At 72.7% G+C, this 13,195-nt stretch carries 13 protein-coding genes; all 13 read left to right on the top strand.

The genetic code is table 11. The features are described 5' to 3' along the window. The first annotated feature begins 4 nt into the window (after positions 1 to 4). The 13 genes from H629_RS0102165 to trpC all read left to right on the top strand — a co-directional run bounded on the left by H629_RS0102165 (position 5) and on the right by trpC (position 13,149). Positions 5 to 2,200 (top strand): primosomal protein N' family DNA-binding protein, encoded by a 2,196-nt coding sequence (locus H629_RS0102165; RefSeq protein ID WP_024355720.1) that lies wholly within the window; start codon positions 5 to 7, stop codon positions 2,198 to 2,200. A gap of 260 nt (positions 2,201 to 2,460) precedes the next feature. Further along, positions 2,461 to 3,378 (top strand): methionyl-tRNA formyltransferase, encoded by a 918-nt coding sequence (locus H629_RS0102170; protein ID WP_024355721.1) that lies wholly within the window; start codon positions 2,461 to 2,463, stop codon positions 3,376 to 3,378. Next, positions 3,375 to 4,895, top strand: coding sequence for a transcription antitermination factor NusB (locus tag H629_RS0102175; RefSeq protein WP_084705323.1), 1,521 nt, complete (start codon positions 3,375 to 3,377; stop codon positions 4,893 to 4,895). The genes H629_RS0102170 and H629_RS0102175 overlap by 4 nt, the downstream gene beginning before the upstream one ends. 65 nt (positions 4,896 to 4,960) lie before the next feature. Next, complete coding sequence (locus H629_RS0102180; protein ID WP_076623865.1) at positions 4,961 to 6,394, top strand: MFS transporter; 1,434 nt, start codon at positions 4,961 to 4,963, stop codon at positions 6,392 to 6,394. Between the two features lie 9 nt (positions 6,395 to 6,403). Beyond that, positions 6,404 to 7,066 carry a ribulose-phosphate 3-epimerase gene (rpe, locus tag H629_RS0102185; protein WP_024355724.1) on the top strand — a complete coding sequence of 221 codons (663 nt, stop codon included), beginning with the start codon at positions 6,404 to 6,406 and terminating at the stop codon, positions 7,064 to 7,066. Positions 7,067 to 7,118: 52 nt separating this feature from the next. Further along, positions 7,119 to 7,382: a phosphoribosyl-ATP diphosphatase gene (locus tag H629_RS0102190; protein ID WP_024355725.1), complete on the top strand. Its 264-nt coding sequence runs from the start codon at positions 7,119 to 7,121 to the stop codon at positions 7,380 to 7,382. Positions 7,383 to 7,475: 93 nt separating this feature from the next. Then, positions 7,476 to 8,318 (top strand): ATP phosphoribosyltransferase, encoded by an 843-nt coding sequence (hisG, locus tag H629_RS0102195; RefSeq protein WP_024355726.1) that lies wholly within the window; start codon positions 7,476 to 7,478, stop codon positions 8,316 to 8,318. A 173-nt stretch (positions 8,319 to 8,491) separates the two neighbouring features. Continuing rightward, positions 8,492 to 9,253: an imidazole glycerol phosphate synthase subunit HisF gene (gene hisF / locus H629_RS0102200; RefSeq protein ID WP_024355727.1), complete on the top strand. Its 762-nt coding sequence runs from the start codon at positions 8,492 to 8,494 to the stop codon at positions 9,251 to 9,253. Positions 9,254 to 9,322: 69 nt separating this feature from the next. Further along, complete coding sequence (gene hisI / locus H629_RS0102205; protein WP_024355728.1) at positions 9,323 to 9,691, top strand: phosphoribosyl-AMP cyclohydrolase; 369 nt, start codon at positions 9,323 to 9,325, stop codon at positions 9,689 to 9,691. Positions 9,692 to 9,765: 74 nt separating this feature from the next. Continuing rightward, complete coding sequence (locus tag H629_RS0102210) at positions 9,766 to 11,358, top strand: anthranilate synthase component I (protein WP_024355729.1); 1,593 nt, start codon at positions 9,766 to 9,768, stop codon at positions 11,356 to 11,358. Further along, positions 11,348 to 11,917 carry a Trp biosynthesis-associated membrane protein gene (locus tag H629_RS0102215; protein WP_024355730.1) on the top strand — a complete coding sequence of 190 codons (570 nt, stop codon included), beginning with the start codon at positions 11,348 to 11,350 and terminating at the stop codon, positions 11,915 to 11,917. The genes H629_RS0102210 and H629_RS0102215 overlap by 11 nt, the downstream gene beginning before the upstream one ends. A gap of 226 nt (positions 11,918 to 12,143) precedes the next feature. Beyond that, entirely contained in the window at positions 12,144 to 12,377 is a 234-nt protein-coding gene (locus tag H629_RS0102220) for a DUF6704 family protein (protein ID WP_024355731.1), read from the top strand. 1 nt (position 12,378) lies between these two features. Beyond that, entirely contained in the window at positions 12,379 to 13,149 is a 771-nt protein-coding gene (trpC, locus tag H629_RS0102225; RefSeq protein ID WP_024355732.1) for an indole-3-glycerol phosphate synthase TrpC, read from the top strand. Positions 13,150 to 13,195: the final 46 nt, after the last annotated feature.

The following is a 13,195-nucleotide window of genomic DNA, read 5'->3' on the forward strand; positions in this document are numbered from 1 at the left end:
CGCCGTGGGCACGGTCGACGGGGGCGAGGCGGGCGTCGCGCCTGAGCGGCGCGGCGCGGCGTTCGAGCGTGCCGAGGCGGCGGACGGCCGCCCGGTCGCCCGGGTGTTGCTCGACTCGGCCCTGCCGCAGCTCGATCATCTCTTCGACTACGCCGTGCCGGCCGAACTGGCCGATGATCTGCGCGCCGGGCAGCGGGTGCGGGTGCCGTTCAGATCGAAGGATCGCCGCAGCTTCGGCTACGTGATCGAGTTCGCCGAGCGCAGCGACTTCGGCGGAGAACTGTCGCCGATCGCCGACATCGTCACCCTCGTGCCGCAGCTGACGCCCGAGGTGTGGCGGCTCGCCCGCGCGGTCGCCGATCGCGCGGGCGGTTCGGCCGGCGACATTCTGCGCCTCGCGATCCCCACGCGTCAGGTGCGCGTCGAGAAGAAGCATCTTGCCGCCGGGCCCGACGGCGAGATCGGCGAGACCCTGGCAGGAGGGGAGGCCGCGACTGCTGGGGAGACCCGGGAAGCCGGGGAGGCCGCGGCCGCTGCGGCTACCGCCGGCGCTGCGGTTACCGCCGACGCCGCGGCCGCCCCCGAGATCGGCGCATCGGCCGCCACGGTGGCGCCCGCGGCCCCCGAGCCCGCGCCCGAGCAGCAGGTCGCGGAGGCGCTCGTCGCCGGCGCCCGCCTCGCGCTCACCTCTTCGCACGGGCCCGAGCGCCTGCACACGGGCGAATGGGTGGGCGGCTGGGCCGCGCAGCTTGCCAGACTCGCGATCGCAGTGCACGCCCTCGGACGCAGCGCGATCCTCGTCGCCCCCGACTATCGAGACCTCGACCAGCTGCGCGATGCGCTCGCCGCGCTCGGTCACCCCGAGATCGTGCGGGTCGACTCGCGGCAGTCGAACGCCGAGCGCTACGCCGGCTTCCTCCGCGCGCTCGACCCGGAGCCGCGCATCGTGCTGGGCAACCGATCCGCCGTCTACGCCCCCGCCCACGAACTCGGCGCGATCATCATGTGGGACGACGGCGACCCGGTACTCGCCGAGCCCCTCACCCCGTACGTGCACGCCCGCGATGCCGCCCTCGTGCGAGCCGGGCAGTCGGGTGCGGGGCTCTTCTTCGCGTCGCACGCCCGCAGCTCCGAGGTGCAGCGGCTCGTCGACCTGGGCTACGTGCGTGCGCAGCAGAACCCGCCGCGCCGCGCCCGCGTCGTGCACGCCGATGCATCGATGGCCCCCGACGCCTTCGCGGGCCGGGTTCCCGAGTTCGCCGCGCGCACCATCCGCGAGGGATTGCGCAGCGGCCCGGTGCTGGTACAGGTCGCCACGCCCGGCTATGCGCCCGTGGCCGTGTGCGGAGACTGCGGCGACCTCGCCAGATGCCGCGCGTGCGGCGGCCCGGTCGGCTTCCGCGTCGTGGGGCGGGCGTCGTGCCGCTGGTGCGGCGAGCACGCCGAGGGCTGGCGCTGCCCCTCCTGCGACGGTCGTCGGCTCGAACAGCGCGGCATGGGATCGGCGCGCACGGTCGAGCAGTTCGAGCGCCAGTTCGAGGGAGCGCGAGTGATCCTGAGCGACGGCGAGCATCCGCGCGAGAGCGTCGACGCGCGGCCCGCGCTCGTCGTGGCGACGCGCGGCGCCGAGCCGCTCGCGGCCGGCGGATACCGGGCGGTCGTGCTGCTCGATGCGGAGCGGCTCCTGAGCCTCGAGACGCTGCGCGCGGGCGAGGACTGCCTCCGCTGGTGGGAGAACGCCGCCGCGCTCACCGCGCCGGACGGCATCTGCCTCATGGCGTCGGGCGGCGGCCCGGTCGTGCGGGCCTTCGTGACGGGCCGCACCGAGGAGTGGCTGCATGGCGAGCTGCGGGATCGCCACGCCCTGCGCTACCCGCCGGCCGTGCGCGTGGCGAGTGTGAGCGGTGGCCCCGACGAGGTGGAGCGCGCCCTGCAACAGCTCGCCGGGCTGCCCGGTGTCGATCACCTCGGGCCGACGCCCATCCCGCCGGGCGGACCAGCGAAGACCCCGCCGGGTCTCGTGCGAGCGATCGTGCGCTTCGACTACGGTCAGGGGTCGGAGGTCGCGAGCCGCCTGCGCGGTGCGCTCGTCGCGGACGCCGCGGGATCCTCCTCGCGCACGCGCGGGCGCGCTCCGGGCCGTGCCCGGCCGGAGGCGCTGCGGCTGCGCTTCGACGACCGGGGCGTGTTCGACGGCTAGGGCGTGTCTCGCAAATCCTCGCCTACTGCGCGCGTCCGTTCGGGGCGCCTCGCTGCGTTGTCGTCGTCAGATTTACACCCAGTAAACCGTCCTCCTCCGCCTTGCGAGGCACCCCGCCCGGTCGCTGCTCGCAACGGCAACGATTTACGAGACACACCCTAGGGTGCTGGGGGCGACGGGCTGCGCTGCTGCTCGGCGGCGGGCGCACCCATATGGGGCGGGCGCGCCGCGGCAGCTCCGGCGGGTGAGAGAATAGCGGGATGCGGATCGTCTTTGCCGGAACCCCCGAGTTCGCCGTGCCCAGTCTGCGCGCCATCGCCCGCTCGGATCACGAGGTGGTCGGCGTCATCACCCGCGAGGACGCCCCGCTCGGACGCAAGCGGGTGCTCACCCCCTCGCCCGTCGCGGACGCTGCCGAGGAGCTCGGCGTTCCCACGCTCAAGGCCAACCGCCTCGATGACGCCGCGACCGAGTGGGTGCGCGGGCTCGACGCCGAACTGGGTGTGATCGTCGCCTACGGCGGACTCGTGCGGGAGCCGCTGCTCAGCCTGCCCGAGCACGGCTGGATCAACCTGCACTTCTCGGAGCTGCCCCGCTGGCGGGGCGCCGCGCCGGTGCAGCGCGCGCTGCAGGCGGGGGAGCAGCGGCTCGGGGTCACCGTGTTCCGCCTGGTGGCGGCGCTCGACGCCGGCGACGTGCTCAGCCGTGAGTCCCGCGAGTTCGCGGCGGGCACCCCGGCGGGCGACGCGCTCACCGAGCTCGCCGACTTCGGCACCGGTGCGCTGCTCGACGCCGTCGCAATCCTCGGCGACGACCCCTCTGCGGGGGAGCCGCAGACGGGGGAGGCGAGCTACGCGCACAAGCTCGCGCGCGACGACGGCCGCCTCGATCTGTCGGCCCCGACCGCACGCGTGCTCGCGCACTGGGCGGGCGTCACCCCCGAACCGGGCGCGTTCGCGCTGCACGAGGATCAGCCGCTGAAACTGCACGCGGTGCAGCGGGTCGACGGCCTTGCCGCTCCGGGAGCCGCGGGCGGAGTCGAGCTCGTCGACGGCCGCGCGATCCTGCAACTCGCCGATGGTGCGCTCGCACTCGACCGGGTGCAGCCCGCCGGCAAGCCGGCGATGGACGGCGCGGCCTGGTTGCGCGGCCGCGGCGGGAAGGCGGAGCTGTCATGACCCGCAGTGCATCCCAGGGGCGCGGACCCCGGCCCGATCGGCAGCGCCGCGGCGATCGGCCGCGAGAGCAGCGGCACCGCGACGGCGAGCGGACCCAGCGTGCGCGCATCAGCCCGGCCCGACTCGTCGCCTACGACGTGCTGCGCGACGTCGAGGATCGGGACGCCTACGCGAATCTCGCGCTGCCGGCCCGGATCCGCGAGGCACGTCTCGACGGCCGCGACGCGGCGCTCGCCACCGAGCTGGTCTCGGGGGCGCTGCGCTGGCGCGGCCGCTACGACCGCATCATCGAGCTGGCCGCCGACCGCGAAGCAGCCCGGATCGACGCGCGCACCCTCAACGTGCTGCGCCTCGGTGCGCATCAGCTGCTCGCGATGCGCACGGCGGATCACGCGGCCGTCAACGAGAGCGTGGAGCTGCAGCGCCGGGTTGCGAACCCGGCGGCGGCCGGCTTCGTGAACGGCGTGCTGCGTGCAGTGGGGCGATCCTCGAACGAGGAGTGGGATGCGCGGATCGCGAACTCCGCCGGAAGCCCCGACGCCGCGCTCGCGACCCAGGCCTCCCACCCGGGGTGGGTGCTGCGGGCGCTGCGCGACGCGCTGCGGTTGGAGGGCCGCGAGGCGGAGCTCGGCGAACTGCTCGCCGCCGACAACGCGTCGCCGCGGGTGAGCCTCGCGCTGCTGCCCGGCGCGGACGTCGACGTCGAGACCGCGGAGGCACTGAGCATCGATCCCGAGCGGGAGGAGGCCGCGCTCGCGGCGAGCGGCCCGTCGCCGCTCGGCCTGGAGCTCGCCGGCGGCGATCCCGCGCGGGCGATCGCCGCGCTCGATCTCCCGGCCGGAGCGGTTCGCGTGCAGGATCAGGGCTCGCAGCTCGCGGCGCTCGCGCTCAGCCGGGCGCGCGAGCCTCGGGCGGGGGAGCGCTGGCTCGACCTCTGCGCCGGCCCCGGCGGCAAGACGGCGGTGCTCGCGGCGGAGGCCGCGCTCGCCGGATCGGAGCTGCGCGCCAACGAGGTGTCGGAGCATCGCGCGGATCTCGTGCGGCGCTCGGTCGAAGCCCACGCCGATGAGGTCGAAGTGGTGAGCCACGACGGACGCGACGACGCGGCCTACGGCGGCGATGAGGCGCGTTTCGACCGCATCCTCGTCGATGCGCCGTGCTCGGGGCTCGGCGCGCTGCGCCGGCGGCCGGAGGCGCGCTGGCGGAAGCAGCCCGCCGACCTGCCCGGCCTCACGGCGCTGCAGGGGGAACTGCTCGATGCGGCCGTCGCGCATCTCGCGCCGGGCGGGTTGCTCGCGTACGTGACCTGCTCGCCGCACCTCGCCGAGACGCGGGTCGCGGTCGACCGGCTGCTGCGTCGCAGCCCGGAGCTGCGCGAGCTCGACGCGCGCGAGGTGCTGCGCCGGGTCGCCCGCATGCCGCTCGACCTCGCCGGCGAACGCCTCAGCGCCCAGCTCTGGCCCCACCGGCACGGCACCGACGCGATGTTCATCGCGCTCTTCGAACGCCTCGCCTGAGCTGGGGGCCGGCCGCACGGCCGGACCCCCTCGCAGATGTCGGTGGTTGCCCGTACCCTGATTCCATGCCCCGCACGCAGCCCTCGTCCGCGCCGGCCGGCGCCCCCGCGCAGGCCTCCGGCATGCGCGTGTTCCTGCATCTGCTGGTGAACACGGCCGTCGCGAATCTCACCACCAACTTCCTGTGGTTCGCGCTGGTGTTCTGGGTGTTCATCGAGACGCGCAGCATCCTCGCGACCGGGGTGCTGGGCGGCGCGTACATGCTCATCATCGCGCTGAGCTCGATGTACTTCGGCAGCCTCGTCGACAGGTTCCGCAAGCTGCGCGTGATGCGGCTCTCGGCGTGGATCTCGATGGTCGCGTTCCTCATCGCCTGCGGCATGTTCTTCGTGATCGGCGAGCAGCCGCTGCTCGATCTCGGCGCGCCCTGGTTCTGGGTGTTCGCGGTGGTGGTGCTGGTCGGCTGCGTGGTGGAGCTGCTGCGCAACCTCGCGCTCGCGACCACCGTGACCCTGCTGGTGCCCACCGAGCGCCACGCGAACGCGAACGGGCTCGTGGGCACGGTGCAGGGGATCGCGTTCATCGCGACGAGCGTGTTCAGCGGGCTGTCGGTGGGGCTGCTCGGCATGGGGCCCACGATGCTCATCTCGGCGGTGTGCACCGCCGTGCCGCTGGTGCACCTGCACCTGATCCGCGTCGCCGAGCCCGAGATCGTGCACGACCCGGAGCGCCGGGCCATCGACTTCCGGGGCGGCTTCCTGTCCATGCTCGCAGTGCCGGGGCTGCTCGCCCTCATCATCTTCACCACCTTCAACAACCTCACCGGGGGCGTCTTCATGGCGCTGCTCGACCCCTACGGCCTGACGCTCTTCCCCGTCGAGATGTGGGGCGTCTGGTTCGGCGTCGCCACCACGGGCTTCGTGGTCGGCGGGGCGATCGTCGCGAAGCGGGGGCTCGGCAAGAACCCCATCCGCACGATGCTCATCCTCGTGGCGTGCACCGGCGTGCTCGGCGCACTCTTCACCGTGCGCGAGTGGGGGTGGCTCTTCGTCGCGGGCATCTGGCTCTTCATGGCGGTGATGCCCGCGATCGAGGCGGCGGAGCAGACGGTGATCCAGCGCGTCGTGCCCTTCGAGAAGCAGGGCCGCGTCTTCGGCTTCGCCATGACCTTCGAGGCGGCCACCGCGCCCATCACCTCGTTCCTCATCGCGCCCGTCGCCGAGTTCTGGGTCGTGCCCTACATGGAAACCGCCGAGGGGCGTGAGACGTGGGGCTGGCTGCTCGGCGAGGGCGAGGCGCGGGGAATCGCGCTGATCTTCATCTTCGCGGGGCTGGTGTCGATCCTGCTCGCCGCGGGCGCCGCGCTCACGCGCTCCTACCGGCTGCTCTCGCGCAGCTACGACGAGGCGCCCGAGTCAGGCCCGATCGTCGAGACGAGCCACGAGCGGGGCGAGGGCATCGACGGGTCCGCCGACGGTGACGCGGGCAGCGAGCGCTAGGATCGAGGGGTGACCGCGCAGCGCATCAACCCGAGCATCCTGTCCGCCGACTTCGTCAACCTGCAGGCCGAACTCGAGGCCATCGCCACGGCCGATCTCGTGCACGTCGACGTGATGGACAACCACTTCGTGCCCAACCTCACGATGGGCCCGCCCATCGTCGAGCGCATCCAGGCGGTCTCGCCGCTCCCGCTCGACATGCACCTCATGATCTCCGACGCAGACCGCTGGGCTCCCGGCTACGCCGAACTCGGCGCCTACTCCGTCACCTTCCACGCCGAGGCCACCGACGACCCCGTGCGCCTCGCCCGTCGCATCCGCGAGATCGGCGCCCGCGCCGGCATCGCACTCAAGCCCGGCACCGACCCCGAGCCCTACCTCGAGCTGCTGCCCGAGTTCGACCAGGTGCTCGTGATGACTGTCGAGCCGGGGTTCGGCGGCCAGTCCTTCATGGCCGACATGATGCCCAAGCTGCGCCGCTTCGCCGAGGCGAAGCAGCAGTCCGGCCTCGACGTGTGGCTGCAGGTCGACGGCGGCATCTCGAAGGACACGATCGGGATCGCGGCCGAGGCGGGCGCCGACACCTTCGTGGCAGGCTCCGCCGTCTACGGCGGCGTGCCCGAGGAGCGGATCGCGGAGCTTCGCGCGGCCGCCGCAGCCCACCGGCACTGAGCGCAGTCGCGATCCGGCGGCCGCCGCACCGCGCGCAGGGTAGTGTAGTCACGTGAAATCGTTCGATGACCTGTTCGCCGAGTTGACCGAGAAGGCCGAGACCCGGCCGGAGGGAAGCGGCACCGTCCAGCAGCTCGACGCCGGCGTGCACGCCATCGGCAAGAAGATCGTCGAGGAGGCCGCCGAGGTGTGGATGTCGGCCGAGTACGAGAGCGACGACGCCTGCGCCGAGGAGATCAGCCAGCTGCTCTACCACCTGCAGGTGCTCATGCTCGCGAAGGGCCTGAAGCTCGAGGACGTCTACAAGCACCTCTGATCCGCCGCGCAGGCCCCGCGCCTGCGATCCGCCCGATCCGCCCCGGCACCCGACCCGTCCCAGCCCCGTTCGCACGACACACGAAGGAACCCCATGCTGCGCATCGCCGTTCCCAACAAGGGATCGCTCTCCGAGATCGCCGCCGACATGCTCGCCGAGGCGGGCTACTCCGGCCGCAGGGACAGCCGCAAGCTCGTGCATACCGACAGCCGCAACGGCGTGGAGTTCTTCTACCTGCGCCCGCGCGACATCGCGACCTACGTCGGGTCGGGCGCGCTGCACGTGGGCATCACGGGCCGCGACCTGCTGCTCGACTCCGGCTCGGCGGCAACGGAGATCGACGCCCTCGACTTCGCCGACTCGACGTTCCGCTTCGCAGCGCCCGCGGGCGGCGACATCAGCGAGCTCGCACACCTCGCGGGCCGACGGGTGGCGACGAGCTACCCGAAGCTCGTCGACGACTTCCTGCGGGCCCGCGGCATCGTCTCCGAACTCGTGAAGCTCGACGGTGCGGTGGAGTCCGCGGTGCAGCTGGGCGTGGCCGACGCCGTGGCCGACGTCGTCTCGACGGGGGCGACGCTGCGCGCCGCCGGCCTCGAGATCTTCGGGCCTGTGATCCTGGAGTCGACCGCCGTGCTCATCGGCGGCCCCACCGAGCACGCCGGAATCGAACGCCTGCTGCGCCGCCTGCGCGGCGTGCTCGTCGCGCGCCGCTACGTCATCATGGACTACGACCTGCCCGTGGACCAGCTGGAGGCCGCGACGGAGGTCGCCGGCGGCATCGAGTCGCCCACCGTGTCCCCACTGAAGGACGAGCGCTGGGTGGCGGTGCGCGTCATGGTGCGCGCCGACGAGGCGAACCACGTCATGGACCGGCTCTACGAACTCGGCGCGCGCGCGATCCTCGTGACCGCGATCCACGCCGCCCGCCTCTAGGGCGTGTCTGGTGCATCCTTGCCTACTGCGCGCGCCTGTTCGGGGCGCCTCGCTGCGTTGTCGTCGTCAGATTTACAGCCCAGCAAACCGTCCTCCTCCGCCTTGCGAGGCACCCCGCCCAGACGCTGCTCGCAACGGCAACCATTCACCAGACACACCCTAGGAGCCCCGCGATGAGTGTTGCCACGCGTGTGATCCCGTGCCTCGACGTGGCCGCGGGCCGCGTCGTCAAGGGCGTCAACTTCATGAACCTGCGCGACGCCGGCGACCCCGTCGAACTCGCCGCGAAGTACGCGGAGCAGGGCGCCGACGAACTCACCTTCCTCGATGTGACCGCCACCGTCGACGACCGCTCCACCACCTACGAAGTGGTGCAGCGCACCGCCGAACAGGTCTTCATCCCCCTGACAGTGGGCGGCGGTGTGCGCGGCGTCGACGACGTCGCCCGCCTGCTGGGCGTGGGCGCCGACAAGGTGGGGATCAACAGCGGCGCGATCGCGCGGCCCGAGGTGATCGGCGAGATCGCCGACCGCTTCGGCTCGCAGGTGCTCGTGCTCTCGCTCGATGTGAAGCGTTCGCCGCGCACCCCCAGCGGTTTCGTCGTGACCACGCACGGCGGCAAGCACGAAACCGACCTCGACGCGCTCGCCTGGTGCCGTGAAGCCCTCGACCGGGGAGCCGGCGAACTGCTCGTCAACTCGATGGACGCCGACGGCACCCTCGCGGGCTTCGACCTCGAACTCACCCGCCGGGTGCGCGAACTCTCGGACGTGCCGGTCATCGCCTCGGGCGGTGCCGGCCGGCTCGAGCACTTCGCCCCCGCCGTCGAGGCCGGCGCGGACGCCGTCCTCGCGGCGTCGGTGTTCCACGACGGCACCTTCACGATCGGCGAGGTGAAGCGCGCGCTCGCCGACGCGGGAGTGACCGTCCGATAGTCCCGGATCCGGAGCGCCGCCGCGAGCGACCCGGATCACGCCGAACCCCGAGCGAAAGCCGCCAACACCATGACCCACCCCGATCCCGTCCCGAGCGACCTCGTCTTCAACGGCGACGGCCTGCTGCCCGCCGTCATCCAGGACGACGAGAGCGGCGACGTGCTCATGCTGGCCTGGATGGATCACGAGGCCGTGCGCCGCACCCTCACGAGCGGCCGGGTGACCTTCTGGTCCCGGTCGCGCCAGGAGTACTGGCGCAAGGGAGACACCTCGGGCCACCGCCAGTACGTGCGCTCCGTCGCGATGGACTGCGACGGCGACACCCTGCTCGTGCGGGTGATCCAGATCGGGGCCGCCTGTCACACGGGCACCCGCAGCTGTTTCACCGGCCGCGACATCCCGGCCCTCGTCGGCGACCCGGACAGCGCCGAGGTCTGACCGCCGTCTCCGCCGTCACCCACCTGCGACCGCCGGCTGCGCGAGCCGCCCAGCCGGGGCGGTAGTCTGGAGCGGTGACACTGACGACCACGCGCGCCGCATTCGACGCCGCACGCGCCTCCCACGCCGTGATCCCCGTCTGCCGCGAGATCTTCGCGGATGCCGACACACCGGTCAGCATCTACCGCAAGGTCGCGGCCTCTCGCCCCGGCACTTTCCTGCTGGAGTCGGCCGAGCAGGGCGGCGTGTGGACCCGGTTCAGCTTCGTCGGCGCGGGCAGCTTCGGCGTGCTCGGCGAGCGCGACAGCCGCGCCCACTGGGCGCCCACCGCGGACGGCTCCGGATCAGAGCTCGGCGAGCAGCGCCTACTCCCCGGCGGCGTGACCGGCCTCGCGCCCGTCGAGGCTCTGCGCGCCGTCTACGAGCGCTGGCGCGCACCCCAGGTGCCGGGCCTGCCGCCCCTCGCGAGCGGCTTCGTCGGCTACCTCGGCTGGGAGACGGTGCGCCAGTTCGAACGCCTCGAGCACGGCCCGAGCGACGGCCCGGGCGTCCCCACCCAAGGGCTCAGCTTCGTCTCGGAACTCGTGGTGATCGACCACCGGGAAGGCAGCGTCGTGCTGCTCGCGAACGTGCTCAACGACGCTGCGCTCGGCGATCCCTCACCCGCGACCGCCGACGCGCAGTGGGCCGACGCGCAGTCGCGGCTCGACGGCCTGCAGCGCGCCCTCGCCGCACCCGCGCCCTCGCCCCTCGGCGTGCTCGACCACGAAGCACAGCCCGACCCCGTCAGGCTCACCAGCAGCGCCGAGTTCATGGCGTCCGTCGAACAGGCCAAGCGCCGCATCGTCGACGGCGACATCTTCCAGGTCGTGCCGTCGCAGCGCTTCGACCAGCGCTGCGACGCCGACCCGCTCGACGTCTACCGGGTGCTGCGCCATCTCAACCCCAGCCCCTACCTGTACCTCCTGCAGCTCACCGACCGCGACGGGCGGCCCTTCGCCGTCGTCGGATCGAGCCCCGAGGCGCTCGTCACCGTGCAGGAGAGCGGGCACGTGATGACGCACCCCATCGCGGGATCGCGCCCCCGCGGCGCCACCGTCGACGAAGACCAGCAGCACGAACGCGATCTGCTCGCCGACGAGAAGGAACGCGCCGAGCACCTCATGCTCGTCGACCTCGCTCGCAACGACCTGCTGCGCGTGTGCGAGCCGGCGAGCGTCGAAGTCACCGAGTTCATGCGCGTCGAGCGCTTCAGCCACATCATGCACATCGTCTCCACGGTCGAGGGGAGCACCCGCGACGGTCAGAACCCCGTCGACGTGTTCCGGGCCACCTTCCCCGCCGGCACCCTCAGCGGCGCGCCCAAACCGCGCGCGCTCGAGATCATCGACGAACTCGAACCCGTGCAGCGCGGCGTCTACGGCGGCGTGGTCGGCTACTTCGGCCTCGGGGGAGCGGCGGATCTCGCCATCGCCATCCGCACCGCCACCATCATGGGCGGCGTCGCGAGCGTGCAGGCCGGCGCCGGCATCGTCGCGGACTCCGTCCCGGAGACCGAGGACGCCGAGTGCAGCAGCAAGGCCGCGGCCCCGCTGCGGGCGATCGCGATCGCGAACACCCTGCGCGAGCTCCAGACCGCAGGGGCGGGGGACGCCGATGCGCGCTAAATCGACCTCCCTCACCGGCATCGCCCTCGCCGGCGGCCTCGCGCTGCTCGCAGGTTCGCAGACCTGGGTCTCCTTCATGCTCGACGGCACGCACGCGGTCGAGACCGTCACCGGCCACGAGGTGAACGCCGCCCTCTCGCCCGTCTCGATCGCGATCGTCGCATCCGCGCTCGCGCTCACCATCGCGGGCCCCGTCTTCCGGCGAGTGCTCGGCGGCCTCGTCGCGCTGCTCGGCGCCGGGCTCGTCGCCCTCACCTCCACCGCGCTGCTGTCGCCCGCGGGCGCCATCTCCGGTCGTGTCACCGAACTCACCGGCCTCGCCGGCGGCGACGGCGGCGCCGTGATCTGGAGCAGCCTGTCCGCCTGGGCTTGGGCCTGCGCGGCCGCCGGGATCCTCGCCGCCGGGCTCGGGATCGCAGTCGTCGTCACCGGCGGGCGGTGGAGCGCCGCCGGACGCAAGTACGACGCCGCGAAGTCGGCGCCGGCGGCCGGCAAGGCCGACCGCATCTCCGACTGGGACTCGCTGTCCGAAGGCGGTGACCCGACTTCGTCGGATTGAGTCATCCTGCACCGCTCGCGGGGCGCTCGCGGGGCGCTCGCGGCGGCGTGGCCGCGAAACGCTGGCGCGTTTCTGTGAGCGGCCGGCCGGGCGGTGACCCGACTTCGTCGGATTGAGTCATCCTGCACCGCTCGCGCACTGAAATCCGCGACCCCCGGCCGGGGCACCGACTCCCGCCGAGATTTCCGGTAGGCTGGAATCCTTCACGTCTGTTCAGAGGAGATTCATGAGTACCCAGCACGGAGACCCTGGTCACGGTGACTCGCCCGCCGCATGGACGGCGGTCGTGGTGATGCTGCTCGGCATCGCAGCCGGCACCGTCTTCTTCTTCCTGCACAATGCGACGATGGTGTGGGTGTGCGCCGGTGTGGTCGCCGCCGGCTGGATCCTCGGCTGGATCCTCTCCAAGGCCGGCTTCGGCGTGAACGGCCCGCGGTTCAGCCCCAAGTCGCACGACTGACGTGCTCGAGAACCTGCTCGCGGGCGCGCTCGAAGACGCGAAGGCCCGTCGCGAGCTGCGACCCTACGCGCAGCTCGAGGCCGCGGCCCTCGAACGGCCGGCGGCCCTCGACGCCCTCCTGGCGCTCGCACCGGCTGATCACATGAAGGTGATCGCCGAGGTGAAGCGTGCCAGCCCGTCTCGCGGTCACCTCGCGGAGATCCCCGAGCCGCACGCCCTCGCCGCCCAGTACGAGGCGGGCGGGGCGAGCGCGGTCAGCGTGCTGACCGAGGAGCGCAAGTTCAAGGGCTCCCTCGCCGACCTCGAAGCCGTGCGCAAAGCCGTGAGCATCCCGGTGCTGCGCAAGGACTTCATCGGCGACGAGTACCAGGTGCTCGAAGCCCGCGCCGCGGGCGCCGACCTGGTGCTGCTCATCGTCGCAGCCCTGCCGCAGGATCGCCTCGAGCGGCTGCACGAGATGATCCGCGAACTCGGCATGACGCCGCTCGTCGAAGCGCACTCGGCCGACGAGGTCGCGCGCGCCGTCGACCTCGGCTCTCAGCTGATCGGCGTCAACGCCCGAGACCTCCGCACCTTCGAGCTCGACCGAGACCTGTTCGGCCGCGTCGCCGACCAGATCCCGGCCGGCGTCGTACGCGTGGCGGAGTCCGCAGTGCTCGACGTCGCCGATGTGGAGCGCTACCGCGAAGCCGGAGCCGACGCCGTGCTCGTGGGCGAGGCGCTCGTCACCGGTGATCCCATCGCCACGCTGCAGGCGTACCTGAGCGTCTGAGCGGCCGCGATGGGGACCGACGCCGCACGACACGCGCGGCCCCCAT

It is taken from the genome of Leucobacter chironomi DSM 19883 (assembly GCF_000421845.1).
In the GTDB taxonomy this organism is placed as follows: Bacteria; Actinomycetota; Actinomycetes; order Actinomycetales; family Microbacteriaceae; genus Leucobacter; species Leucobacter chironomi.